Genomic DNA, 25,625 nt, shown 5'->3' on the forward strand with positions numbered 1-25,625 from the left:
TGTATTCAAGCCGCAGGGGCATCCAAAGCCATACCAGTCTGAATTAGCAGGAGAAAAACAGGCAATGACCGAGAAACGAACCACGCCCCGCTCAGCATGGAAGCCTGGGCAAAGCGGTAACCCAGCCGGCAAAAAACCCGGCAGCCGGAACAAAGCAACGATGGCCGTTCTGGCGCTCATGGAGTCCGGTGCCCATGACATCGCTCAAGCCGTCGTCGATGCAGCGCAATCAGGCGACCTCACCGCGGCACGTCTGGTGCTGGACAAGTTGGTCCCGAACGTCCGCGAGCGTGCCGTGGAGCTGCCTGGACTGCCCAGCACGGAAAGCACGGCAGGAGTGGCTGAGGCACAGGCCGCCATCCTCCAGGCCGTTGCCACTGGCGATCTGACCCCGGGTGAAGCGGCGACGCTCTCGGGGATTGTCGAGAACCGCCGGAAGGCCATCGAAACCCAGGAGCTTGAACTGCGCATCAGCGCTTTGGAGGCCAAGAAATGACAAACCTGATCAATCGAATGACGAGGCTGAAAGCCAGAACTACCGAACGCCCGCGGCGGGTATTTGTGGCGACCGAGGAGAACGGCGAGCTTCTTATCCGCGGAGGTACGCCGCTTTCCGAGTTGGGAGACAACGACCTGCTTGTTATCACTGGGATTCCCCGGAGGACGGACCACCATGAGTCAGACTGAAAATCTGTTGAAACGGGTGCAGCGCATCGTGGAGCGCGACGACACCGGTACGGCTTCGCTTGCCGAGCGCCTGCGTAGTGCGCGGCAAGAGGGGCTCGTTCTTGAAACAACACCCGTCGAGCGCCTCGCCCGCCTGGAGGCAATGAAGCCTTCCAAGCTCCGGGATCGCCTTATCCGGGCATATCGCCGCCAGCTCGAGGGGGCACAGCAATGACCCCGCCGAGGCTGACGGGGCGGCTCCCAGAGGCCGTCCGCCGTGCGCTGATTGACGCATCCCAGGTGGGTGCGCCGGATTCGCTGGAACGCCGCTGCGCCATCGATGGAGCTATTGCACATGCTCGGCTGTGGCATCCGGATTTCTTCAAAGTGGAGGACCAACATGCGGACCGTGGAAGTGAATGATCAGGGGCATCGGATCGGTGAGACGCACCCGCAGGCGAAGTACAGCAACGGCGAGGTTGCTGCGGTGCTCGTACTGCGTGACCAGGGGATGACCTACCAACAGATCGCCAAGGCCTGCGAAATGCCGAAATCCACCGTTGCCCACATCTGCCGCGGCGACCGGCGATGCCAGACCACGGCCAGATATTCGACGGTGGAGCGATGACGAGGCCCGGCCATGCGCCGGGTTTTTTCTGGCAAGCAGGCTGCAGTGGTGGCGGCAATATCTGTGCCATGCAAGGGGTGCGCGTGCCGCATTTGGCGCGCCGTACTGTGCGGGTGTCGCAAACGGAGCACCTCTCATGCCCAAGTACCTGACCCTTTCCGAAGCCGCCGAGCAGATCGGCGTCCATCGCTCGACCATGGCCCGCATGGTCGGCCGCAACGAAGTTCCTGCCCTTCGCCTCCCCTCCGGCGCCATCCGCATTGATGCGGCCGATTTCAAAGCCTGGAGGTCCGCCCACAGCACCGACCCCCTGGAGAACATCCCGATGACTGTTCCCGCAAGTCCTTCCGCGAAGCTCGAGAGCCTTGAGCATGAAATCGCCTTGACCGAACGCGCACTGACCGACGCCAACCGCGCCAACCACGCGGCCGGCGTCGAACTGGCCCGCGCGCCGAGCAAGCCCGAGGCACTGAAAGCAGCCCGCGAGGCAGCGAAGGAGGTTGCGGTGATCGAGGCCGATCTCGACATGCTGCGCAAGGCACGAGTTGCCGCCCGAGAAGCCGACGACGCCGAAGCCACGGCAGCGGCTCGGGCTCAGGCCATCGGACACATGAATGCCCTCGATGTCCTCATGGCCGAGCGGCAGGAGGCCGCCGAGCGTGTCGATACCGTGCTGGCTGATCTGAAAACGGCCCTGCAGGGCTGGATGGAAGCGGGGCGCGCCGTTGCTGACGAGGCGCGCGGGTTCTTCAAACTCACCGTTGCCGATCAGCGTCGCATGTCGGAATACTCCGGCGGTGCCTCGTCAATGGTGGATGTAGCCAGCAATGCCATTGCGGCGGAGGTTGATGACGCCTGCCGCGGGATGAACATCCATCACACGATGACCTTCAACTATCTGCGCCAGCATGCCGGCCAGCCGGAGATGGTGGCGGCGGCATCGGAAAGCTCCGCTGGCATGCTGCAGGCCCGCGTCCGTGAAATTGCCAAGCAGCGAGGGCTGCTGCAATGACCGACTTCGCATCCATGGCCGCCCGGCTCTATGGCGGTCCCGCCCCGGCGGAGCAAGCGCCGGCCACGCCGCAGCCCGCCGCTTCGGCCGCCTCCCAGCTCTACGACGCGCCCCCGGAACCGCAGCAGGCAACCCCGGAAGCCGCCCCCGCCCCGGCGATGGAGGCGAAGCCGGCCGACGCGCAGCAGGCCCTCTACGGCGAGACCGAGGAGCTGCCCGCCGTAGAGGTGCCCGAGAGCATCCGGGCAATGCGAGAGGCTGACGGCGCCCGTCAGATGTACTCGCCGCAGGGTACTTACGCCTCGGTGCTGCCGGATGATCTGTGGTCCGGAGATGAGGCCGCCCAGGCCATCCCCGAGCCCGTACAGCGTGCGGCCATCTCGGAACTGCGGGAGATGGCCGCCGATGTGGCCATGTCGAACGATGACGTTCGCGCCCTGCAGTCCATCGCCCGGCAGATCCCCGAGGCACCGAGCGACGCCGACCGCATAGCCTGGCGGGAGCAGGCTGTAACCCGCCTGAACGAGACCTACGGCAACGGCGCGGCCCAGGCATTCCGGGACGCTCGCGCGTTCATCGCCCAAGACCCCCGCCGCGCCAAGATCCTAGACGCCAAGGGGTTGGGCGACCACCCTGACACTGTGCTGATGGTGGCCCGCTTGGCCCGGCAGGCACGCATTCAAGGAAAGCTGAAATGACGATTCGTGACGTGAATTTGATCTACTCCAAGGCTCAGGCGGTCCTGCTTTCTGGTGATACCGCCTCGACCAACAGTTTCGACACCGGTAGCGCGCTGGCCTCGGACATCGGTCTCGGGGCGGATGACGTGTTTCTCAGCGTCATCTGCAACACGACCGCCTCGGGCGGCTCGGCGACGGTGCGGGCCGTCCTGCAGGACTCGGCGGACGGGGTGAATTTCGCCGATGTGATCGGCGGCGCCGTGTTTCCGGTCGCCAGCGTCATTGCCGGCGCGGTGCTCCTGCAGATCCCGTTTCCCACCCGGCTGCGCCGCTTCACCCAGGTGGCCTATCGAGTCGCGAACGGGACACTGACCGCCGGCAAGTTCGACGCGTTCGTGAGCATCGGCGTGCAGCGAAACATCAACCGCCCGAGCGGTTTTACTGTGGCCTGATAGGAGGTTTCCATGCCCACTGTTCCCCGATTCGACGGGCCGCAGGTAGCGGCCACCGGCTTCCCCGGCGAGCGCTTCGGCGCCGCGCAGGCCCGCAACTTCGCCCCGCAGCAGGCCCAGCAAATGGGCGGCGCCCTCGAGGAGGCCGGCGGCGCCGCGGCGCGCATCGCCGCCGAAATGGCCGAGGAAGCAAACCAGCTGCGCCGCATCGATGCCCGAAATCTGGCCCGCGAGAAGTTGAACACGCTGATTTATGACTCGTCCGAGGGCGTGCTGGCGCAGAAGGGCATCGCCGCGCTCGAGCGCTCGTCGAAGAAGGCTCTGCCGGACGAGTACGCGGAAAGGTTCAAGGGCGTTGTGGATGAAATCACGGCAACCCTAGGTTCCTCAACGCCTACTGGACTATGAAGGCTGACCGGTCCAGCCCGCTCGAGAGGGCTTCGCCTCTGCTTTCGACACCGCGCCGGACGCCTACGCCGATGCCACGCTCAGGAATAGCCACAGGCGTCAAAGAGAGCGCGCGGGTTCTCAGTTTCCTGAATCCCGTCACCACAGCCGCGGCGGTTATCTATGATGCAGTGGAACGCAACCTAAGCAAGTAGGCTGCGGTATGTGCTCGCATCGGCATTTCGGTACATTGACTCCACCGATCAATTGCAGGGAATGCCGGAGCGCGGGCCGGATCTTGAGCGGGCTGTTGGGCGTTGAATGAGCTGAGGCGCGTCGTTATAGCTCCGGCGCCTGTGTGATTCGCTTCACTGCATTGGAGAAGGGTGGGCGTGACAATCTTGCCGACTGTGACGGGGGAAGGCGTGTAAGGCTGAGCATCACGGCTTATGTGCTTCACTGTATGCAAAGGTCGTCTTGAGAAAGGGGTCCGGCTTATGACCAGCGACGATAGCGTCTTGTGGGGAGGCGTGATTGTGGCGCTCGCTGTCTTCAATGCAGGCGCGCTCATTTATCGAAGCGCAAGGGATGAAGACTTTAAGGTTGGGTTGTTTGATTTGCTTTCGAATGGAGTCTTGGTGTTCTTCATCCTCGCCGCCCGCGATGGCTGGCATGTCGTTTCAACCGTTGCGTTGGTGGTTGTGGGTAGCGCGTTGGTTACGGTCCTTTCGCGCGTCAGGTGGATGGCGTTGATTAATCGGGCTGATGCGCGTGATAAGCGGATAGCCTTGCTTTGCTTTCCATTCCTCGTCGCTGTCTCAGTCGACTCCTTGATTCGGGACTTAGACGGTTACTCGTGGGCCCCGTCGCTCTTCTTTTTGGTGACCGCCATGGCCGCGATCCTTTGTCTTTTATGGGCAATAACAGGGTTGAGCGACTGGCTGCGCGGACCCTAGGCGCGACAACGAATGTGCCCTGGAAACGTTGTTTTACCCCTTGACACCTGGGTATAGGTGAGAGCATGCTGAAAAAGTCGTCGCAAACAACGGCGACCGGGCTTGGCGGCCCGAGTGTTCAGGCGGACGACCGCCTTAGAGCGGTTTTTTTGCGTCCGCAGCATGGTGTCGCCTATGGGCGGGCCGTGCGGGAGGGGAAACCCTGCCGGCCCTGAACCCGGTCCGCCAACCTGCACGGTTTCGCCCCCCAGCTTGGCGGCTGGGGAGCGGAGAAGCTGACCGCTAGTTCAGGAGATCCACCATGAACATCACCCACGCAGGAGCAGCCGCGCCGAAGCACATCACCGCATTTCACGAGTTTTTCAAATCCGGCGACGGCAATCTGTTCGCTGTCCGGCAAGGAGCCCGAACGATTGATGCTCTCCAGCAGGCCAGTTGCTTTCTGGAGGTTGCGCACGACGCCATCGACCGGTTGGCGGCAGAAACGGAGAGCCTCCAAAACTGGATACTCCCCGCCGACCGCCCCAAATTTGGGGGCACCCGCTTCTCCTGAGTTTTGAGGACACCCCAACCGACCCGCCCGAGTGGCGGGTTTGGATTTTTGGCTGGCCGGTACGCATGAAGATGGTACGCAGCGAAGTACGCACTGGATCGGCGGTATCCACGGGCACACACCTACCACCACCGGAGGGTCGTGCTCGGCGACCTTCCGCGCAGCTTCCGGGGTCTTTAGCGGCGGGGAGATCACGGGTATTTCCACGCTGATCGACAGTCTGTGGCCGCTGCATGGATGCCGACCTTGCCGGAATCCATCGCCTCGACCAGCTCGGGCGTGCCATGCTCAACAACCTTCTGTGCGGCCTCAAGTGTTTTCCCGGAGCCAAGTCCGGCCTTGGCGGCGGCGATGTCCCGGGTTTGGCCTGTTACCTCAGGAAATTTTTCCTTAGCTGCCGCGGTGTCGTGCCTGACCCCGTTCCGCCCGCTCATCCGCTCCACAATCCGCTGCGCAATTGCCAGTCGCTCAGTGACGGTGAATTGCTTGCGATGGTTACAGGGAAGGTTACGTCGATGGTTACAGCGAAAACCGGGCGCAGGGATATCGGGCGTGGCGGCATCCAAGGGCGTGGGATCCATGAAATCCTTGGGGCCGCCCCTGCTCTCCGCGTTGATTCGGATTGCCCGAATCTGGCTACATGGTGGCTACACAGAGCCTACAAAGCAAAACGCCAACCCCGAAGGATTGGCGTAAGTGCTTGAATTACTTGGTGGCCAGTCGCGGAATCGAACCACGGACACGCGGATTTTCAATCCGCTGCTCTACCAACTGAGCTAACTGGCCCCGAAAGAGAGCGCATTATAGGAACCCGCCTTTCACTCGTCAAGTACTTTCTGTACCTATTTTCGATCATCCCGGTGGAAAGTGTTCCGAGGCAGCCCGTGGCAACGCGGACAGCGTTCCGGCATTCTCATCGAAGGCCGAGCGACTGCGTGGAAAAACCACCTGGGCGATGGTGCCCTTGCCGGACGGATTGGGGATCAGGCTGACCTTGGCGCGGTGCAGCTCAGCGATTTCACGCACGATAGGCAGGCCGAGCCCCGATCCGCTCTCTGCACTTCCGAGAACCCGGTAAAAACGCTCGAAAACCCGTTCCCGGTCGGACTCAGGCACACCGATGCCGGTATCTTCGACCTCGACGATGGCCCGCTCGGTGGCAATCGTGCGCACCGTAACGTAGCCACCATCCGGCGTGTATTTGATCGCATTGTCGATGAGATTCTTCAGCAACTCACCGAGCAGCACAGGGTTGCCGTCGATGACCAGGGGCTCATCGGTGGTCTCAAGGCCGAAGTCGATGTTCTTCTGGCGCGCCCGCGGCACGAAGTCGCTGAGCATGTTACGCAACAAGGCCTCCAGGTCCACCCGCTCGACGGCGTAGATCTTTTCATAGCTGGCCTCGGCACGGGCCAGCGAGAGGAGCTGGTTGATCAGGTGGCTGGCCCGCTCCGCGCTCTGGGAAATATGCAGCAAGGAACGGTGGATCTGCTGCGGATCGGTTTCCATCAGCGCCAGATCGGTCTGCATGCGCAGGCCTGTCAGCGGCGTGCGCATCTGGTGGGCCGCATCGGCGATGAAGCGCTGCTGGGCCTGCAGGTTTTCTTCGAGGCGCGCCATCATTTCGTTGAAGGCGACGATCAGCGGACGCACTTCCTCCGGCACACCGGACACGGAGATGGGTGACAGGTCGGACGGACGGCGGCGACGGATCAGGCGCTGCAGCTGGTTGAGCGGCGCGATGCCGCGGGACAGCCCGAGCCACACCAGGATCACGGCGATGGGGATGATGGCGAACTGGGGCAGCAGCACCCCCGTCACCACCCGCGACGCCAGGGTGCTGCGCTTGTTGCGTGTTTCAGCAACCTGTAGCAGGACCAGCCGATTCGGCATGCTGTCGACGGGTCGCAGGAACTGGTAGGCAACCCGGACCTCCTCCCCGGCGATGGATTCATCACGGTACATCACCAGGTCCGGCACGACGTTGTCCGGTGGACTGACCTGGGGAATCTCCTTGTCCCCGGCCAGCAGTTCGCCCTTGAATCCAGTGACCTGGTAATAGACCGTGTCATCCTCGTCTGCGCGGAGGATCAGGCGCGCCGGAGCAGGGAAATTGACTTTCGCCTGGCCATTTTCCAGTTTGACGAGCCGGGCGATGGCGCGCACATTGACAGCCAGCGCCTGGTCGTAGGGCTGGTTGGCGATGCTGTTGGCAACATTGTGGGTGACGATGATCGAGATCGGCCAGAGGAACAGCAACGGCGCGAGCATCCAGTCGAGGATTTCGCCGAACAGCGAATTGAAGGCCTTGCCGTCAGCGGAAGAGGACTCCTCCGCCACCTTGCGCCATTTAGGCGACCACATCCGGCTTTTCCAGGCAGTACCCCAGACCACGCACGGTAACAATCTGCACGCCGCTCTGCTCGAGCTTCTTGCGCAGGCGATGGACATACACCTCGATGGCGTTGTTCGACACCTCCTCACCCCAGCCGCACAGGTGGTCCACCAGCTGCTCCTTGCTCACCAGGCGGCCAGCGCGCAGCAGCAGCACTTCGAGCAGGCCGACCTCCCGCGCCGACAACTCCACCACCTGCCCGTCGATCTTGACGACTCGATCGGCCTGGTCATAGACGAGGCGCGCGTACTCGATGCAGCGGGCCTGGCCAGTGCCGCGGCGGGTCAGCGCTCGTACCCGGGCTTCCAGCTCCGGCAGCGCGAACGGTTTGGTCAGATAATCGTCGGCCCCCGCGTCCAGTCCCCTTACCCGGTCTTCAATACCGTCCTGGGCGGTCAGGATCAACACGGGCAGCGTGGACTTGCGCGCACGCAAGCGGCGCAGCACCTCGATACCCGAGAGTTTGGGCAGCCCCAGATCAAGAATCAGCAGATCGAAGGTCTGGCCGAGCAGGGCCGTGTCAGCTTCGGCGCCATTGGAAACGTGGTCCACCGCGTAGCCGGCCTTCTTGAGCGCGCGGCACAAGCCGTCGGCAATGATCAGGTCGTCTTCAGCCAACAGAATCCGCATGGCACTCCCGATGAAGCAGAGGTGTAAGTTTGAAGTAAGCAGGCTGTTGCATATTCGGCTTGCTGTTCTCCTTTTACTCGGTCTTGGGGGCATGGGCCTGGCTTTCGCCTGGACCACGCCTCGGGGGATCGGGCCGCCCGACGGCTCCTTCCCCCGCCGTCTTTTTCCCGCCTGGCCGTTCACGGCTTGCCTGCAGCAACTTCCTTGCAGCACCTCAAGGCCATCCTAGGCCTTCGACAGCACCGTCGACATTCCCAAAACGAATCTGTTCGAGTCTAGCACAGGGCCGCTCCGCCCATTCCGGCCCGCTCCTGCCGTTCACACAAATAAAAACCCCGGCGGCCTTTCGGACCGCCGGGGCTGGCGTGCAAGCCACCGGGCATGCGCCCGGCGGGAACACGTGGCTTAGTGGCTGGAAGCCGTAGCTGCGCCGATGCCGGTCTCGGAACGGATCAGCTGGGCAGCGAAGTCCTCACGCTCCTTCTGGGCATTCGGGCTGCGGTCGAGCAGCGAGAAGATCCAGATGCCGACGAAGCCGATGGTCATCGAGAACAGGGCCGGCGAGGTGTAGGGGAACGGTGCGGAGCCCTTCGGATTGCCGAGGGTGGCCACCCACACGGAGTCGGACAGCACGGTCATCACCACGGCACTGATCAGACCGAGGAAGCCGCCGATCACCGCGCCCTTGGTGGTGCAGTCCTTCCACAGCACGCTCATGAAGAGCACCGGGAAGTTGGCGGAAGCCGCGATCGCGAAGGCCAGGGACACCATGAAGGCGATGTTCTGCTTTTCGAAGGCGATACCCAGGACCACCGCGATGACACCCAGCACGACCGTGGTGATACGGGACACGCGCAGTTCGGCGGCGGAGTCGGCGTTGCCGTTCTTGAACACGGTGGCGTACAGGTCATGGGACACGGCGGAAGCGCCGGACAGGGTCAGACCCGCAACCACAGCCAGGATGGTGGCAAAGGCAACCGCGGAGATGAAGCCGAGGAAGATGTTGCCGCCAACAGCGTTGGCCAGGTGGATGGCCGCCATGTTGCCGCCGCCCTTCAGCGCACCCTTGGCATCCAGGAACTCCGGATTGGTCAGCACGAAGGTGATCGCGCCGAAGCCGATGATGAAGGTCAGGATGTAGAAGTAGCCGATCCAGACGGTCGCCCAACCCACGGACTTACGGGCTTCCTTGGCATCCGGCACGGTGAAGAAGCGCATCAGGATGTGGGGCAGACCGGCGGTACCGAACATCAGCGCCATGCCGAAGGAGATCGCGGAGATCGGATCCTTCACGAAGGAACCCGGGCCCATGATGGAGTCGCCCTTCTTGGCGGCAGCCACGGCGATATCCACGCCCTTGGCGGCAGCCTCCTCGATCAGCTTGGCATCCTTGGCGGCCAGCGCGGTCTTGATTTCAACAGCCTTGGCGAACATCGCTTCAGGGCTGAAGCCGAACTTGACCAGCACCATGAAGGCCATGAAGGAGGCGCCGGCGAGCAGCAGGCAGGCCTTGATGATCTGCACCCAGGTAGTGGCAGTCATGCCACCGAACAGCACGTAGACCATCATCAGCGCACCGACCACGACCACCGCGATCCAGTACTCGAGGCCGAACAGCAGCTTGATCAGCTGACCGGCACCAACCATCTGGGCGATAAGGTAGAAGGCCACGACGACCAGCGTGCCGGAGGCCGCGAAGGCGCGGATCGGGGTCTGCTGGAAGCGGTAACCGGCTACGTCGGCAAAGGTGAACTTGCCGAGGTTGCGCAGGCGCTCGGCCATCAGGAAGGTGATCACCGGCCAGCCGACCAGGAAGCCGATCGCATAGATCAGGCCATCGTAGCCGTTGGCCATCACTGCGGCAGAAATACCCAGGAAGGACGCGGCGGACATGTAGTCGCCGGCAATCGCCAGGCCGTTCTGGAAGCCGGTGATGCCACCGCCGGCGGTGTAGAAGTCGGCCGCCGACTTGGTTTTGGATGCGGCCCACTTGGTGATGAACATCGTGCCGGCAACGAACACGCCGAACATGATGATTGCCGTCCAATTGGTGGCCTGCTTTTCAGCCTGGCCCAGATCGGCACCAGCCGCCAGCGCAGCGCCGGAAGCCGCAACGGCCAGCAGGCCGAGGAAAAGTTTGGAAACGCGCATCACTTGGTGGCCTCCTTGATAACCTGAGCCTTCAGATCGTCAAACTCGGTGTTGGCCCGGCGGATATAAATGCCGGTAATGATGATGGTGAAAAAGATGACTCCCAAGCCAATGGGAATCCCGAGCGAGGTCACGCCGGCGCCGGTCTTCTGCGCCAGGAATTCCTTGTCGAAGGCCACCAGCATGATGTATCCGTAATACACGATCATCATCAGGGCCGTCATGACCCAGCCGTAGGCGTTGCGTTTCGAAACCAGCTCCTGGTATTTCGGATTTGCCCGGATGCGGTCGCCGAGTTCGTCTCTCATTTTTTCCTCCTCTCCAATTAACCTTTGCCGAGGAACCACAGGATTCCTCTCAGGGTGATGTCAAGGTACCGGGCCTCCCTTACTGAGAACTTACGTATTCTATGGACCAATAAAAGTCCTTAATAAAAGACAAGAGCGCGAGCCCATAAAGCAGAAAACCCCGCCGAAGCGGGGTTTTCCGAGGCCTTGGGAGCCGGGCGGGAATTACATGCCCATGCCCATGCCGCCCATACCACCCATGCCGCCCATGTCGGGCATGCCGCCGGCCGGCTTGTCTTCAGCCAGTTCGGCAACCATGCAGTCGGTGGTGAGCATCAGGCCGGCCACGGAGGCAGCGTTCTGCAGCGCGGTACGGGTCACCTTGGTGGGATCCAGCACACCCATTTCGACCATGTCGCCGTACACATCGGTAGCAGCGTTGTAGCCGAAGTTGCCGGAGCCTTCGGTCACCTTGTTCACCACCACGGAAGCTTCGGCACCGGCATTGGCGACGATTTCACGCAGGGGCTGTTCCATGGCGCGCAGCACGATCTTGATGCCGGCGTCCTGGTCGTGGTTGTCGCCCTTCAGGCCGGACAGGTTGGCACGGGCACGCAGCAGGGCCACGCCGCCGCCGGGAACGATGCCTTCTTCAACGGCAGCACGGGTGGCGTGCAGCGCGTCTTCGACGCGAGCCTTCTTTTCCTTCATTTCGACTTCGGTGGCAGCGCCAACCTTGATCACGGCAACACCGCCGGCCAGCTTGGCCACGCGCTCTTGCAGCTTTTCACGATCGTAGTCGGAAGTGGCTTCCTCGATCTGCACGCGAATCTGCTTGACGCGGGCTTCGATGCGCTCGGCAACGCCGGCGCCGTCGATGAGGGTGGTGTTTTCCTTGCCCACTTCGATGCGCTTGGCCTGGCCGAGGTCGTCCAGGGTGGCCTTTTCGAGGGTCAGGCCGACTTCTTCGGCGATCACCTGGCCGCCGGTCAGCACGGCGATGTCTTCCAGCATGGCCTTGCGACGGTCGCCGAAGCCCGGAGCCTTGACGGCACAGGTCTTCAGGATGCCGCGGATGTTGTTCACCACCAGGGTGGCCAGCGCTTCGCCGTCCACGTCTTCGGCGATGATCAGCAGCGGGCGGCCAGCCTTCGCGACTTGCTCGAGCACCGGCAGCAGGTCACGGATGTTGGAGATCTTCTTGTCGAAGAGCAGGACGAACGGGTTTTCGAGGATCGCAACCTGCTTGTCCGGATTGTTGATGAAGTACGGGGACAGGTAGCCGCGGTCGAACTGCATGCCTTCGACGACGTCGAGTTCGTTGTTCAGGCTCTTGCCGTCTTCAACGGTGATGACACCTTCCTTGCCGACTTTTTCCATCGCGTTGGCGATGATGTCGCCGATGGAGGAATCGGAGTTGGCGGAGATGGAGCCCACCTGGGCGATTTCCTTGTTGGTCGAACAGGGCTTGGACAGCTTGCGCAGCTCTTCCAGCGTAGCGACGACAGCCTTGTCGATGCCGCGCTTCAGATCCATCGGGTTCATGCCGGCGGCAACGAACTTCATGCCTTCGCGGACGATGGACTGGGCCAGCACGGTGGCGGTGGTGGTGCCGTCACCGGCGATGTCGGAGGTCTTGGAGGCAACTTCCTTGACCATCTGGGCGCCCATGTTGGCGAACTTGTCCTTCAGCTCGATTTCCTTGGCCACGGACACACCGTCCTTGGTCACGGTCGGGGCGCCGAAGGAGCGCTCGAGCACCACGTTGCGGCCCTTGGGGCCCAGGGTGACCTTGACCGCATCGGCCAGGACGTTGATGCCTTCAACCATGCGGGCACGGGCGGAATCGCCAAACTTGACTTCTTTAGCTGCCATTTAGTGTTTCTCCGGAATTCTTAATCTAGGGACTGGGGAAGACGCGGGTAGCGAGGCTCAGGCCTCGAGCACGCCCATGATGTCTTCTTCACGCATGACCAGCAGTTCCTGACCATCGACCTTGACGGTCTGGCCGGCGTACTTGCCGAACAGCACGCGATCGCCAACCTTGACATCCATCTTGCGCACTTCGCCGCTCTCGAGGATCTTGCCGTTGCCGACAGCCAGGATTTCGCCCTGATCGGGCTTCTCGCCGGCGGAATCGGGGATCACGATGCCGCTGGAAGTGGTGCGCTCGGCTTCAACGCGCTTGACGATCACGCGATCATGCAAGGGACGGATTTTCATCTATAGATCTCCTACTCGTTTCAATCCGGGCATGGCTGCCCGACGGAAAATGCGTTGGCCAATTCAGGTCTTGGCGAGGACCGGGGACGAAGCCTGTTAGCACTCAGCCCCAACGAGTGCTAATAATAGGGTCGCCCAGAACGCTTTTCAAGTACGAGCGCAGAGCTTTTTTATTTTTGTTATATGCCACCCCGCACGCCAGAACACCAAAACGGCGCAAGCTTCGTGCAAGAAAAAAGTAAGTTCATCGACAGAAAGTCTTTCTAGACTTGGATGATCGTCCCATTCCGGATTCCGGCATGCGTCTCCGTTCCCGTTTCGTCCTGGCAGCCCTCACGCTGCCTCTCCCCTGCTTGGTGCAGGCCGCCGACATCCAGTCCCTGAGTCTTGCCGATGCAGACCGGCTGCTGCTGGAGGCCAGCCCGGTCATCCTCCAGGCCCGTGCGGCCCTGGCCGGCGCCCGCGCCGGCATCGACATCGCCGCAGCCCGGCCGAACCCGCAACTGACCCTCGGTGCCACGTCGATCGATCCTGGCCAGCGCGGCAGCGGCGGCTACTGGAAGCGCCCCACCGACAACGTGTTGCGCGTCGACCAGGTCTTCGAACGCGGCGACAAGCGCGCGCTGCGCCTGCGCGCCGCGGAGAGCAATCTGTCGGCGACCCAGGCCGACCTGGAAAACACCATCCGCCTGGCCCGCATCGACCTGGCCAACGCCTGGCTGGACCTGCGCGCCGCCCGCGAGATCCGCCGCATCGCCGACGAGAACGCCGCCCTCGCCCGCCGAGCCGCCGACGCCGCCGAACTGCGCGGCAAGGCCGGTGACCTGGCCGGGGTGGACGTGGCGCGCTTTGCCGCCGATGCCGCCCGCGTCGCCAACGATGCCGTGCAGGCCGAGCTGGACCTGTCCCGCGCCCGCGTCGCGCTGGCGCTACTGCTCGGCAACCGTATCGCTCCCGACCGCCTCGACACCACCGACGACTGGCCAGGCGCCGACGCCCTGCCGTCCCCGGCGGCAGCCAGCGAGCGTGCCGACGTGACAGCCGCCCGCCAGCGCGTCGAACAGGCCAACGCCCTGCGCGACGCCGCCCGCGCCCAGCGCAGTCGCGACGTATCGGTCGGCGTGCAGTACGAGCACAGCCCGGCCAACGCCAACAATGCGGTACCCGAAAACGCCTACGGCCTCAGCGTGTCCATCCCCCTCTTCCTCGGCAACGACTACCGTGGTGACATCGCCAAGAGCGAAGCCGACTACACCGCAGCCGAACAGCAGCTCATCGCCACCCAGGCCGGCATCGGCAGCGAACAGGCCCGCCTGCGCGCCGAGCAGGCCGCCAGCGCGGCCCGTTTCGCACGCATCCGCGACATCGTGCTGCCCGCCGCCGAACGGGCTAGCCGTGGCGCCGACATCGCCATCCAGAAAGGCGGCATGAGCCTCACCGATTATCTCGACACCCAGCGCACCCTGCGCACCACCCGCATCGAGGCCATCCAGGCCCGCGCCGACCTCGCCCGCGCCGCCATGCTGCTGCGCCTGGCCGGAGACACGCCGCAATGAAAACCAGACTGATCGTCCTCGCCCTCGCCACGGCCGCCGCGGCCGGTGGTGCCTACCTGTATCTCCACAATGGCGCGGAAGAAGCCGCCTCCGAACCGGTGGTCATGAAACCGTCGGCCGAGCCCGGCGTGCTGCGCTTCCCGACGGCCGCCCCGCAACTGGCCCAGATCAAGGTGGAGCGGGCCGAGCGGGCCCCGGTGCCGCTGGACGAGCCGCTGGCCGCCCGGGTGGTGTACGACGAGAACGCCACCGCCCGCCTGTTCGCGCCGATTGCCGGCCGCGTACTGGAAATCCATGCCAACATCGGCAACCAGGTGAAGGCAGGCCAGGTGCTGGCCGTCCTCGATGCGCCCGAACTGGGCACCGCTGCCGCCGATCTGGCCAAGGCCCGCGCCGACGCCCACCAGAAGAAAGCCGCCTTCGAACGCGCCAAGAGCCTGTTCGATGCGGAAGTGGTGCCCAAGCGCGATCTCGAAGGGGCCCAAGCCGACTGGCACCAGGCCCAGGCCGAAGTCGAACGGGCGCGCCTGCGCCTCGCCAACCTGGCGCCCAACGGTGGCGTTTCCGCGGGCAGCGAACGCTACGTGCTGCGCGCACCGATGGCCGGCATCGTCGCCACCCGGCGCATCAACCCCGCCATGGAAGTCCGTCCCGACACCGATGAACCGTTGTTCATCATCACCGACATGAGCCGCCTGTCGGTACTCGTCGATGTTCCCGAACGCGACCTGCCGCTGGTCACCGTCGGCAAGTCCGCCCAGGTCGAAGTCTCCGCCTATCCGCACCGCAGCTTCGAGGGCAAGGTGGTGCGCGTCGCGCCGACCCTCGACCCGCAGACCCGCCGCGTGCAAGCGCGGGTCGCCGTCGACAACCGGGAAGGCCTGCTCAAGCCCGAGATGTATGCCAAGGTCGGCATCCTCGCCGACAACCAGGGCGAGCTGCCGAAGATCCCGACCGGCTCGCTGCTGGTGGAGGGCGTCAAGAACTATGTCTTTGTCGAACGGGAGCCCGGCGTCTTCGAGAAACGGGAAGTGACACTGGCGGTGCAGACCCGCAGCTACGCCTATGTCTGGCAGGGCATCAAGGCCGGCGAGAAGGTGGTCGGCGTCGGTGCCCTGCTCCTCAACGCCGAGCTGGCCAGCAGCTCCCGCTAAGGACCTTCCGGCATGTTCGACTCCATCATCACCGCGGTCCTGCGCCAGCGTGCCTTTGTCATCATCGCCGCGCTGGCTCTGCTCGGCTACGGCCTGTATTCCTTCAGCCAGATCTCCATCGAGGCCTTCCCGGACGTGCAGGACGTGCAGGTCCAGGTGGTCACCCAGGCCATCGGCCAGGCGCCAGAGGAAGTCGAGCGCACCGTCACGCTGCCGATCGAGCGCGAGATGAGCGGCGTGCCGGGCATGACCCAGTTGCGCTCCGTGTCGATCACCGGCCTGTCGGTGATCACCCTCACCTTCAACGAGAAGACCGCCGACTACTTCGCCCGCCAGCAGGTGCTGGAGCGCCTGCAGACCGTCAATCTGCCGCCGGGCGTGCAGCCCACGCTGGCCCCGCTGACCACCGCCGTCGGCGAGATCTACCGCTACGTGCTGGACTCGCCACCGGGCGCCTCCCAGGAGGAGGTCCGTGCCATCCAGGACTGGACCATCCGCCCGGCCCTGCGCATCGTGCCGGGCATTGCCGACGTGGTCAGCTTCGGTGGCTCGATCCGCGAGGTGCAGGTGCGCATCGAACCCGACCTGCTGCGCAAGTACGGCGTCAGCCTGGATGACGTCAGCAAGGCCCTGACGGGTGCCAGCGGCAATGGCAGCGGCGGCCTGTTGCGCCGCGGCGACGAAGCCCTGGTGGTGCGCTCGCTGGGCCTCTTCAACAACCTCGACGACATCCGCGACGTGGTGGTGGTGGCCCGCGAAGGCAAGCCGGTACGCATCAGCGACGTGGCCGAAGTGGTCGCCGGCGCCCGTCCACGCTCGGGTATCGTGGCCTTCAACGACCGCGACGACGTCATCGAAGGCATCGTGCAGATGACCAAGGGCGGCAATGCCACCAAGGTCGTCGAAGCCCTCCGCGCCAAGGTGGACGAGGTCAATGTGCGCCTGCCGGAAGGCTACAAGGTCCGCCCGATCTACCAGCGCACCGAGCTGATCGGCCACACCGTGGCCACCGTCGGCGAGAACCTGCTGGTCGGCGCGGTGCTGGTCACCGCCATCCTGCTGGTCTTCCTGCGCAACCTGCGGGCGGCCATCATCGTCGCCGCGGTGATCCCGCTGTCGCTACTGTTCGCCTTCATCCTGATGCACGCGCTGGGCGTGTCGGCCAACCTGATCTCCCTCGGCGCGGTGGACTTCGGGGTCATCATCGACAGCGCGGTAGTCATGGTCGAAGCCCTGATGGTGCGCCTGGCCTTCGATGCGCGCACCGAGCACCACGGCATCACCTCGCCGGTCGGCCGGCGCATCCACGCCCTCAAGCAGACCTGCATCGAACTGGGCTCGCCGATCCTGTTCTCGAAGGCCATCATCATCGTCGCCTTCCTGCCGATCTTTACCTTCCAGCGCGTAGAAGGGCGCATCTTCACGCCGGTGGCGCTGACCCTGTCCTTCGCCCTGCTCGGCGGCCTGATCCTGACCCTGACCCTGGTGCCGACACTGCTGTCCTTCGCCCTCAACAAGGACATGGCCGAGAAGGAAAGCGCCTGGCTGCACAATCTGCAGCACCGCTACCGCGACCTGCTGGTGCGCCTGCAGTCGCACCGAGCGGTGACCATCGGTTTGTCCGCCGTCTCGCTGGTCGTCGCGCTAGCGCTGGCGCCGCTGCTCGGCTCGGAATTCCTGCCCAAGCTCGACGAAGGCAACATCTGGCTGACCGTCAGCCTGCCCCAATCCTCGTCCCTGACCAATACCAAGGAGATCGAGCGCAAGGTCCGGACCATCATGCTGAGCTACCCAGAGGTGAAGACGGTGATCACCCAGGTCGGCCGCCCCGACGACGGTACCGACCCCAAGGGCCCCAACAACCTGGAAATCCTCGCCGACCTCAAGCCCCACGGCGAGTGGCGCTTCGCCAGCAAGGACGCGATGATCGACAGCATGGCCGCCAAGCTGGCCACCATTCCCGGCCTGCCGTCCAACTTCTCGCAGGTCATCGAGGACAACGTGGAGGAATCCCTGTCCGGTGCCAAGGGCGAGCTGGCGGTCAAGGTCTTCGGCCCCAACCTGCAGGTGCTCGAGGCCAAGGGCCAGGAAATCGCCACCGTTCTCAACCACATCCAGGGCTCGGCCGACGTGGCAGCCCTGCCGGTAGGCGGCCAGAGCGAGGTGGACATCCGCCTGCGGCGCGAAGCCCTGGCCCGCTACGGCATCCTGGTCAATGACGTGAACGCAATGATCCAGACCGCCCTCGGCGGCACCGCGGTCAATGTGTATTACGACGGCGAGCGGCGCTACGACGTGACCCTGCGCTTCGGTCCCCAATACCGCGACCAGGTGGACGACATCGCCCACCTGCCGGTAGCCCTGCCCGACGGCAAGGGCAGCATTCCCCTCGGCGATCTGGCCGACATCGAGCTGCGCCAGGGCGCGTCGCGCATCCAGCGCGAAGCCGGCAGCCGCAACGTGATCGTCAAAGCCAACCTGCGCGGCCGCGACCAGGGCAGCTTCGTCGCCGAAGCCCAGAAGAAGGTGGCCGCCGAAGTCACCCTGCCGGCCGGCTATTCCGTCACCTGGGGTGGCCAGTTCGAGAACCAGCAGCGCGCCATGGGCCGCCTGAAGGTGATCGTGCCGATCACCCTCGGGGCGATCTTCTCGCTGCTGTTCTGGGCCTTCAAGGACATCCGCCCGGCCCTGCTGGTGCTGGCGATGGTGCCGTTCACGCTGATCGGCGGCTTTGCCGGGCTGGCGGTGGCCGGCCTGCACCTGTCGGTATCGGCGGCGGTAGGCTTCATCGCGGTGGCCGGCATCTCGGTGCAGAACGGCGTGATCATGGTCGAGCAAGTCATGGAAATTGCCCGCCGCGGCGCCACCCGTACCGAGGCCATCCTCGACGGCGCGATGCTGCGCCTGCGCCCGATCGTGATGACCGCCCTGATGGCCGGCCTCGGCCTGCTGCCGGCGGCCCTGTCCCATGGCATCGGCTCGGAAACCCAGCGCCCCTTCGCGGTGGTGATCGTCGGCGGCATCGTCAGCGCCACGATCTTCACGCTGCTGCTGCTGCCGGTGCTGCTGTCCTTCGGCGGCCCCAAGGACGGCGGCCAGAACGGTAGCCGGAACGGCCACGAAGGCTGAGGCCCCCACTCAAACAGCCCTGCCCCTCACCGACAAACAGACCTACCATGCGCATCCTCATTGTCGAAGACGACCCTCTGCTGGCCGACGGTGTCGCACAGTTGCTGCGCGGTGCCGGCTTCACCACCGACTACGTGGGCACCGCAGAGCTGGCGGAGGCCGCGCTGGCCGCCGAGAAGTTCGACCTGCTGGTCCTCGACATCGGCCTGCCCGGCATGGACGGGCTGGAGCTGCTGAGCCGCCTGCGGGCCCGCCACAATCCGGTCCACGTGCTGATGCTGACCGCCCGCGACGCCCTCAACGAACGGGTACGCGGCCTCAACCTGGGCGCCGACGACTACCTCACCAAGCCCTTCGCGGCGGTCGAGCTGCTCGCCCGCGTCAATGCCCTGGCCCGGCGCAGCCGCGGCCAGGGCAGCGCGCGGCGCGAATTCGGCCCGCTGGCCCTCGACGAGGAAGCCCACCGGGCCTGGCTGAACGGCCAGCCGCTGGAGCTGCCGCAACGGGAATGGGCCATCCTCACCTTTCTGCTCGACAACCTGGAGCGCGTGCTCAGCAAGGAACGCATCGTCGCCGCGGTGTGCTCCTGGGACGAAGACATGAGCGAGAACGCCGTCGAGGTCTATGTCTCGCGCCTGCGCACCAAGCTCGAACCGGCAGGTATCCGCATCCGCACCGTACGCGGACTGGGCTACATGCTCGAAGACATGCCCCATGACGCGAAGCCTGCGTAAGGCGCTGCTGCTGTGGCTGCTGCTGCCGGCCGGGCTCGCCGTGGCGACCTTCCTGCCGCTGGCCTACCACCTGATTCACCAGCCGGCCATGGAAGCCTTCGACCAGGCCCTGGCCGACGCCGGCCTGGCGCTGGTGCCCCACCTGGAAGTCAGCAGTGGCGAACCCCGCTTCGTCTTTCCTGCGGCGGCCGAGCAGGTGCTGCGCACCGACCGGGTGGACGAGATCTACTTCCTGGTCCTCGGCCCCGGCGAACGCTTCATTGCCGGCGACATCGGCCTGCCTCATGCGGCACCGGACAAGGACTCCAACAGCGAATCCGACGACGGGGAACGGATCAATTTCGACTCTCACTTCCGCGGCCACCCGATCCGCGTCAGCACCCTGCGCCGCAGCATCGCCGGCGAACCCTTTCTCTTCGTCACCGCCGAAACCACCCGCAAGCGCGACCAGTTGCGCGTCGACCTGAGCTTCGCCCTGATCCTGCCGCTGATCTTCTTTGCCGGCGCCACCGGCCTCACCATCTGGTTCGGCATCCGCCACGCGCTGCTGCCGGTGGAAGACATCCGCGCCGCCCTGCAGCGCATGGGACACCGCGCGCTGCAGCCCCTGGACTCGGCCTTCGCCCCGACCGAGATCCGCCCGCTGGTCGATGAATTCAACCTGGTGCTCGACCGCCTGGACCAGGCCTCCGCCGCCCAGCAACGCTTCGTCGCCAACGCCGCCCACCAGTTGCGCACGCCGCTGGCAGGCGTCCGCACCCAGCTCGAACTGCTGCAGGGGGAGACCGACGCCGACGCGCGGGAAGCCCGCTGCCGCCAGTGCATCAACGCCATCGAGCGCCTTGGCCACCTGGTCAACCAGATGCTGGTGCTACTGTCCGCCGAGCCCAGCGGCCGGCACGCCAGCCTCAACGCCCCCATCGACGTCCCTGAACTGATCCGCGAACGCAGCCCGGAATGGATCCGCCTGGCCGAAGCCCACCACATCGATCTGGGCTTCGAGCTGCAAGCAGCCCGCGTCAGCGGCGACAGGCTGCTGCTCGGCGAGGCCATCGCCAACCTGGTGATCAACGCCATCCACTACACGCCGGCCAACGGCGAAGTGACGATCCGCAGCCGCCAGCAGGGCAACGACGTCTTCATCGACGTGGAAGACAACGGCCCGGGCATTCCCCCGGAAGCCCGCGAGCGCGTCTTCGAGCGCTTCTTCCGCCTGCCCGGCACCGGCGGCCAGGGCAGCGGTCTGGGCCTCGCCATCGTGCGCGAGATCGCCCGCGGCTTCGGTGGCGAAGTCCAGGCCCTCGACCCGGCAGGCTGCCGTGGCACCCGCCTGCAGGTCCGCCTGCCGGCCAGTCAGCCACCCGACTGAACCGCCGGCGCCGGGAGGGCCCTCCCGAAAAATCCTCTCCGGGCCCGGCGCTCACCGCACTCAAGCCGCCGCCCCCGTCATCGGCATGCAAAGCGGGCATTGAAAGATGACGGCCTTACCCGTACCGTATGCGCCGAACGCCCGCAAAAAGACTTGCGGCCCCCGTTGTGCCCCTTTACCGCTTCACGATGGAGACCCTCAGCATGGCCATGGATGTCGTCGATTACGAAATCTTCGGAAACGAAATGCAGTACGTCGAGGTGGAGCTCGACCCCGGCGAGGCCGCCGTCGGCGAAGCCGGCGTGATGATGTACATGCAGGACGGGATCCAGATGGACACCATCTTCGGCGACGGCTCGGCCCAGCAGAGCGGCCTGTTCGGCAAGCTGCTCGGCGCCGGCAAGCGCCTGCTGACCGGCGAGAGCCTGTTCACCACCATCTACCACAACGAAGGCAGCGGCAAACGCCGGGTCGCCTTCGCTGCCCCCTATCCGGGCAAGATCGTGCCGGTGGACCTGTCCACGGTCGGCGGCACGCTGATCTGCCAGAAGGACTCCTTCCTTGCTGCAGCCAAGGGCGTGTCCCTCGGCATCGCCTTCCAGAAGAAGATCGGCGTCGGCCTGTTCGGCGGCGAAGGCTTCATCATGCAAAAGCTCGACGGCGACGGCATGGCCTTCATCCACGCCGGCGGCACCCTGCTCGAAAAAACCCTCGCCCCCGGCGAAACCCTGCGCGTGGACACCGGCTGTGTGGTGGCCTTCCAGCCCAGCGTCGATTTCGACATCCAGTACGCCGGCAAGATCAAGACCGCCCTGTTCGGCGGCGAAGGCCTGTTCTTCGCCACCCTCACCGGCCCCGGCAAGGTGTGGCTGCAGTCCCTGCCCCTGTCGCGCATGGCCGACCGCATCGTGATGGCCTCCCGCGTGGTGCAGGGCGGCGGTGGCAAGGAAAGTACCTCGCTGCTCGGCGGCATCGGCCTCGGCTCCCTGCTCGGCGACGACGATTGAACGCCGCCGCCCGGCCGTCCAGGCGGCGCCCCCCGCCTGCCGATGCGATGGCGTGCAGTGACAGGAGGTTCGTCCGGTGAGCGACGCCCCCATTTCCGCCCGCTACTACCCACCGAGCGGCGATGCCCACGGCCACCCGGCGCTGCTGCGCTGGGAGGGCGGACACCTGCTCGTCGCCCCGGAGGATTCCGAAGTTCTGCGCATACGCGCCGCCGCACTGCGCGCCGAGGCGCGGGGCTTCAACCACAGCCAGTGGGCAATCGCCTGGCCCGGCGAGGGCGGCGAACACCTGCTGATCGTCGCCGACGCTGCCATTGCGCCGCTGCGCGCAGTGGCCCCGACTTTGTTCGCTGCCGGAGCGCACACCCAGCGGCGCACAAAGCGGCACTTCGGCCTCGGCGTGACGCTGCTGATCCTGCTGCCACTGCTGCTCATCGCCGGCATCTTCCTGGCTGTCGAGCCACTGGCCGACCGGGTCGTCGAGCACATCCCGCCATCCATCGAGAATCAAATCGGTGAAGCGGTGCTGGCCCGCACCCGCCTTGACAGCAAGCTGATCGAACAGGGCCCGGCGGTGGATGCACTGCAGCTCATCGGCAAGCGCCTCGCCCGCCCTGGCGAGAACCTGCGCTTCTACCTGGCCGAACGCTCGGACATCAATGCCTTCGCCGCACCCGGAGGCGTGGTCGTGGTGTATTCCGGCCTGATGAAACAAGCGGGCTCAGCGGAGGAAGTGGCCGGCGTGCTGGCCCACGAGATCGCCCACGTGGAGCTGCGCCACAGCCTGCGCCAGATCGTCCGCTCGGCCGGCCTGCGGGTCATCGTGTCGGCGCTGTTCGGCGACTACGGTGCCCTCGGCGGCTGGGGTGCCCGCCTCGGCGAACTGAAGTTCTCGCGGGATGCGGAGCGCGAGGCTGACGCCCGCGGCCTGCAACGCCTGGCCGAAGCCCGCATCGATCCGCAGGGCATGCTGCGTTTCTTCGAGACCCTGGCACGCAGCGAAAACAAAGCTACCTCGGCGGTGCCCACCGTGTTCTCCACCCACCCAGCCACCGCCGAGCGCATCGACAGCCTCCGCAAGGCCCTCGCCACGCCAGTGCCCGGAACGGTGGAGCGCATTGCGGCGAACTGGGATGCCGTCCGCCAGGCCTTGCCCGACACCAAGCCATGAGCATCTTCGACGCCACCAAGATCGACTGCCACGCGCACATTTTCGACCCGCTGCACTACCCCTACGGGCAAGTCCGCTAACATAAGCACCCTGTTCCCAAGGGGTCATCGCCAAAGCATGAGCACACAAGAAAAAAATCCCGTCGTCTTCGGTACCGAAGACCTGCTGCTGAGCCTCTGCAACTCGGTCACCAAGGTTCTCAGCGTGGCCACCCACAGCCAGATCCGCTATTCGGGCATGGTCCAGCGCATCACCAAGACCTGCCTGAAGCCGGACATCGGCTGTTTCGTACTGTTCGACGGTGGCTTCTCCGGCCTGGTGGTCATCAACTTCTCGGCCCAGTCGGCAATGGAGTTGTACGAGAGCTACATGCTCAACATGGGCATGGCGAAGGAAGACCTGGCCAGCTCCCACACCTCCGACGACGTCAGCAACGTGATGGGCGAGCTGATGAACCAGATCGTCGGCGACTTCACCGGCCAGGTCGGGCGCGAGCTGCAGACCCACATCACGCAGAACCAGCCGAAGATGCTGGTCCTCAACAAGCAGGTCGTACTCAGTGTGGACACCCACCTGGACCAGCCCGAGACCCGCCGGGTGACCTTCTATACGGGCCGCAACAACATCTTCTATCTGGAACTGGCGATCGACCGCACGGAGTTCATCAAGCTCTATGACTTCGAGCCCCAGGATGCCCCCGACCCGGATGCATTGATCGACGCCGCCGACGCTGCGCCGGCTACCGCAACGCCTGCCGCCCCCGGCAACGGCGGTGGCGACGACCACGACGACCTGCTCAAGTCCCTCGGTTTCTGAACTCCACGTTCAGGCGGGCAGGTCGGCGCGGGTATCCACGTCGCGCAAGCAGCCCGCATCGTCGGTCTCGATGGTAAGCAGGTCCGCCTTGTGGGCGGCAAGGATCGCCCGCGCGCCCTCGTCGCCGGTGAGGCCCAGCAACTCAGCCCGCCAGCGGGCCGCGAAGCCGACCGGGTGGCCGCGCCGCCGGTCATGAAAAGGCGCCGCCAGCGCCGCACCGCTGCGAACGGCGTCGGCAACCCGGCACAGCGTGTCGGCTCTCAAAAAAGGCATGTCGGCCAGCGCAACGAGCCAGCCCGCCGCGTCGGCACTGGCCGCCACGCCAGCGGCCAGGCTGTGGCCCATGCCATCCAGCGCGGCCGGACAGAAGACCGTTTCCAGCCCTTCCGCCTGCAGCAGCCCGGCCAGTTCGCGCTGCTCCGGGCGCAGCACCGCGATGCTCCGCGGGCAGGCCTGGCGCAGACAGCGCGCCGCCACCACCGCGATCGGCGTGCCGTCGGGCAGCGGATGCAGCAACTTGTCGCTACCGAAACGCCGCCCCTGGCCCGCCGCCAGCAGCAGGCCGACCACCGCTCCCGTCACGGGCGCACGCCGCAGCCGGCGCTGGCGACGGCGCTTGACTCAGCACGCGGCACGACGACGCCGTTCTTCACCGCGGTCATCTCGGCCAGGATGGACACCGCGATTTCCGGCGGCGTACGGCTGCCGATGTGGATGCCGATCGGCCCGTGCAGGCGCCCGACCTCACCTTCCGACAGATCGAAATATTTGAGCAGACGCTCCTTGCGCGCTGCGTTGTTCACCCGCGAGCCCAGCGCGCCGACGTAGAAGGCCGGCGACTTGAGCGCTTCCAGCAGGGCCATGTCGTCCAGCTTGGGATCGTGGGTCAGCGCGACGATGGCGGTGTGGGGATCGGGCCCCATCGCCAGCACCGCGTCGTCGGGCATGCCGGCCACCAGCAGCGCGCCGGGCACGTCCCACTCGACGGAGTATTCCTCGCGCGGGTCGCAGACGCTCACCGCGTAATCGAGCGCCTGGGCCATCGGCGCCAGGTAGCGGGCGATCTGCCCGGCGCCGATGATCAGCAGGCGCCAGTGGGGGCCGTGGATCGTGCCGAGCCGAGTGCCGTCCCACTGCAGGGCTTCGCCACGGCAGGCGTCCAGGATGCGCACCGCGCCACTGTCCAGCTCGATCTCCCGGCGCACCAGCTGGCCGGCCTCGATGCGCGCCGCCAGCTCGGCGAGCTGGGCCGCGTCCGGGGCCGGCTCGACGACCAGCTCCAGCGTGCCGCCGCAGGGCAGGCCGAAGCGGTTGGCCTCTTCCCGCGTCACCCCGTAGCGCAGCACGAAGGGCTGGCTGCCGGCGATGCGCCCGTCCAGCATGCGGGCGATCATGTCGTCCTCGATGCAGCCGCCGGACACCGAGCCCTGCACACGGCCGTCGTCGCGCAGAGCCATCCAGGCCCCGGCCGGCCGGGGCGCGGAGCCCCAGGTCTGGGCGACGGTGACGAGGGCCGCCCGATGCCCTTCCTCGCGCCAGCGCCGCAGCGCGGCAAGAACCTGCAGATCCTGACTGTCCATGCTCCAGACCTTTTTCTGGCCCCCCTGTGGGGGCGAATTCATTCGCCCTTCTGGGCTGACCAAGGTGCGCGGGCGAATGAATTCGCCCC

The 25,625-nt window shown here is 65.3% G+C and carries 26 protein-coding genes and 1 tRNA gene; 17 read left to right on the forward strand and 10 right to left on the reverse strand.

Annotated features, from left to right (window positions below):
* The first annotated feature begins 64 nt into the window (after positions 1-64).
* The 9 genes from B4920_RS08530 (at position 65) to B4920_RS08575 (ending at position 5,334) form a co-directional block, all read left to right on the forward strand.
* The gene (locus B4920_RS08530) at positions 65-496 is read left to right on the forward strand and encodes a DUF5681 domain-containing protein (RefSeq protein ID WP_139379459.1); all 432 of its coding nucleotides are present in this window, start codon (positions 65-67) and stop codon (positions 494-496) included.
* 177 nt (positions 497-673) lie between these two features.
* Positions 674-901, forward strand: a complete 228-nt coding sequence (locus B4920_RS08540; protein ID WP_139379460.1) for a hypothetical protein — start codon at positions 674-676, stop codon at positions 899-901.
* A gap of 165 nt (positions 902-1,066) precedes the next feature.
* On the forward strand, positions 1,067-1,294 hold the full coding sequence (locus tag B4920_RS08545; protein ID WP_079434429.1) for a helix-turn-helix domain-containing protein: 228 nt from the start codon (positions 1,067-1,069) through the stop codon (positions 1,292-1,294).
* A 136-nt stretch (positions 1,295-1,430) separates the two neighbouring features.
* Positions 1,431-2,306 (forward strand): excisionase family DNA-binding protein, encoded by an 876-nt coding sequence (locus tag B4920_RS08550; protein ID WP_079434215.1) that lies wholly within the window; start codon positions 1,431-1,433, stop codon positions 2,304-2,306.
* Positions 2,303-3,004, forward strand: a complete 702-nt coding sequence (locus tag B4920_RS08555; protein WP_079434216.1) for a hypothetical protein — start codon at positions 2,303-2,305, stop codon at positions 3,002-3,004. Before B4920_RS08550 ends, B4920_RS08555 begins: the two co-directional genes overlap by 4 nt.
* Complete coding sequence (locus tag B4920_RS08560) at positions 3,001-3,438, forward strand: Bbp16 family capsid cement protein (RefSeq protein WP_079434217.1); 438 nt, start codon at positions 3,001-3,003, stop codon at positions 3,436-3,438. The genes B4920_RS08555 and B4920_RS08560 overlap by 4 nt, the downstream gene beginning before the upstream one ends.
* A gap of 12 nt (positions 3,439-3,450) precedes the next feature.
* The gene (locus tag B4920_RS08565) at positions 3,451-3,846 is read left to right on the forward strand and encodes a hypothetical protein (RefSeq protein WP_079434218.1); all 396 of its coding nucleotides are present in this window, start codon (positions 3,451-3,453) and stop codon (positions 3,844-3,846) included.
* A gap of 476 nt (positions 3,847-4,322) precedes the next feature.
* Complete coding sequence (locus B4920_RS08570) at positions 4,323-4,781, forward strand: hypothetical protein (protein ID WP_079434219.1); 459 nt, start codon at positions 4,323-4,325, stop codon at positions 4,779-4,781.
* A 301-nt stretch (positions 4,782-5,082) separates the two neighbouring features.
* A complete protein-coding gene (locus tag B4920_RS08575; RefSeq protein ID WP_079434220.1) occupies positions 5,083-5,334 on the forward strand; it encodes a hypothetical protein in 252 nt (83 codons plus the stop codon).
* Between the two features lie 191 nt (positions 5,335-5,525).
* Here B4920_RS08575 and B4920_RS28735 read toward each other — a convergent pair whose 3' ends face one another.
* The 8 genes from B4920_RS28735 to B4920_RS08615 form a co-directional block, all read right to left on the reverse strand.
* A complete protein-coding gene (locus B4920_RS28735; RefSeq protein WP_139379461.1) occupies positions 5,526-5,915 on the reverse strand; it encodes a hypothetical protein in 390 nt (129 codons plus the stop codon).
* A 129-nt stretch (positions 5,916-6,044) separates the two neighbouring features.
* Positions 6,045-6,120: transfer RNA gene (locus B4920_RS08585), tRNA-Phe, on the reverse strand.
* A 66-nt stretch (positions 6,121-6,186) separates the two neighbouring features.
* Positions 6,187-7,698 carry a sensor histidine kinase gene (locus tag B4920_RS08590; protein WP_088179426.1) on the reverse strand — a complete coding sequence of 504 codons (1,512 nt, stop codon included), beginning with the start codon at positions 7,696-7,698 and terminating at the stop codon, positions 6,187-6,189.
* Positions 7,685-8,359, reverse strand: coding sequence for a response regulator transcription factor (locus tag B4920_RS08595; RefSeq protein WP_079434223.1), 675 nt, complete (start codon positions 8,357-8,359; stop codon positions 7,685-7,687). Before B4920_RS08595 ends, B4920_RS08590 begins: the two co-directional genes overlap by 14 nt.
* Before the next feature lie 405 nt (positions 8,360-8,764).
* Positions 8,765-10,510 carry a cation acetate symporter gene (locus B4920_RS08600; RefSeq protein WP_079434224.1) on the reverse strand — a complete coding sequence of 582 codons (1,746 nt, stop codon included), beginning with the start codon at positions 10,508-10,510 and terminating at the stop codon, positions 8,765-8,767.
* The gene (locus B4920_RS08605) at positions 10,510-10,818 is read right to left on the reverse strand and encodes a DUF485 domain-containing protein (protein ID WP_079434225.1); all 309 of its coding nucleotides are present in this window, start codon (positions 10,816-10,818) and stop codon (positions 10,510-10,512) included. The genes B4920_RS08600 and B4920_RS08605 overlap by 1 nt, the downstream gene beginning before the upstream one ends.
* A 204-nt stretch (positions 10,819-11,022) precedes the next feature.
* Positions 11,023-12,672, reverse strand: a complete 1,650-nt coding sequence (groL, locus tag B4920_RS08610) for a chaperonin GroEL (protein ID WP_079434226.1) — start codon at positions 12,670-12,672, stop codon at positions 11,023-11,025.
* A gap of 57 nt (positions 12,673-12,729) precedes the next feature.
* Positions 12,730-13,020, reverse strand: coding sequence for a co-chaperone GroES (locus B4920_RS08615; protein ID WP_079434227.1), 291 nt, complete (start codon positions 13,018-13,020; stop codon positions 12,730-12,732).
* 299 nt (positions 13,021-13,319) lie between these two features.
* On the opposite strand from B4920_RS08615, the gene B4920_RS08620 reads away from it, so the two are divergent.
* The 8 genes from B4920_RS08620 (at position 13,320) to B4920_RS08655 (ending at position 23,956) form a co-directional block, all read left to right on the forward strand.
* The gene (locus B4920_RS08620; protein WP_079434228.1) at positions 13,320-14,576 is read left to right on the forward strand and encodes a TolC family protein; all 1,257 of its coding nucleotides are present in this window, start codon (positions 13,320-13,322) and stop codon (positions 14,574-14,576) included.
* Positions 14,573-15,730, forward strand: a complete 1,158-nt coding sequence (locus B4920_RS08625; RefSeq protein WP_079434229.1) for an efflux RND transporter periplasmic adaptor subunit — start codon at positions 14,573-14,575, stop codon at positions 15,728-15,730. Before B4920_RS08620 ends, B4920_RS08625 begins: the two co-directional genes overlap by 4 nt.
* Before the next feature lie 12 nt (positions 15,731-15,742).
* Positions 15,743-18,859: an efflux RND transporter permease subunit gene (locus B4920_RS08630; RefSeq protein ID WP_079434230.1), complete on the forward strand. Its 3,117-nt coding sequence runs from the start codon at positions 15,743-15,745 to the stop codon at positions 18,857-18,859.
* 47 nt (positions 18,860-18,906) lie between these two features.
* Complete coding sequence (locus B4920_RS08635) at positions 18,907-19,593, forward strand: response regulator transcription factor (RefSeq protein WP_079434231.1); 687 nt, start codon at positions 18,907-18,909, stop codon at positions 19,591-19,593.
* Positions 19,574-20,962 carry a sensor histidine kinase gene (locus B4920_RS08640; protein WP_079434232.1) on the forward strand — a complete coding sequence of 463 codons (1,389 nt, stop codon included), beginning with the start codon at positions 19,574-19,576 and terminating at the stop codon, positions 20,960-20,962. The genes B4920_RS08635 and B4920_RS08640 overlap by 20 nt, the downstream gene beginning before the upstream one ends.
* A gap of 203 nt (positions 20,963-21,165) precedes the next feature.
* The gene (locus B4920_RS08645; protein ID WP_079434233.1) at positions 21,166-21,969 is read left to right on the forward strand and encodes a TIGR00266 family protein; all 804 of its coding nucleotides are present in this window, start codon (positions 21,166-21,168) and stop codon (positions 21,967-21,969) included.
* Positions 21,970-22,045: 76 nt separating this feature from the next.
* On the forward strand, positions 22,046-23,140 hold the full coding sequence (locus B4920_RS08650; protein ID WP_079434234.1) for a M48 family metallopeptidase: 1,095 nt from the start codon (positions 22,046-22,048) through the stop codon (positions 23,138-23,140).
* 117 nt (positions 23,141-23,257) lie between these two features.
* On the forward strand, positions 23,258-23,956 hold the full coding sequence (locus tag B4920_RS08655) for a DUF3334 family protein (RefSeq protein WP_079434235.1): 699 nt from the start codon (positions 23,258-23,260) through the stop codon (positions 23,954-23,956).
* A 9-nt stretch (positions 23,957-23,965) separates the two neighbouring features.
* Here the strand turns inward: B4920_RS08655 and B4920_RS08660 are convergent, their stop codons facing one another.
* Together B4920_RS08660 and B4920_RS08665 are read right to left on the reverse strand one after the other, a co-directional pair.
* Positions 23,966-24,538, reverse strand: coding sequence for an NTP transferase domain-containing protein (locus B4920_RS08660; RefSeq protein ID WP_079434236.1), 573 nt, complete (start codon positions 24,536-24,538; stop codon positions 23,966-23,968).
* Positions 24,535-25,578 carry an XdhC family protein gene (locus B4920_RS08665; protein WP_254050883.1) on the reverse strand — a complete coding sequence of 348 codons (1,044 nt, stop codon included), beginning with the start codon at positions 25,576-25,578 and terminating at the stop codon, positions 24,535-24,537. Before B4920_RS08665 ends, B4920_RS08660 begins: the two co-directional genes overlap by 4 nt.
* Positions 25,579-25,625: the final 47 nt, after the last annotated feature.

The sequence above is a fragment of the Zoogloea sp. LCSB751 genome, assembly GCF_002028455.1.
GTDB lineage: Bacteria > Pseudomonadota > Gammaproteobacteria > Burkholderiales > Rhodocyclaceae > Zoogloea.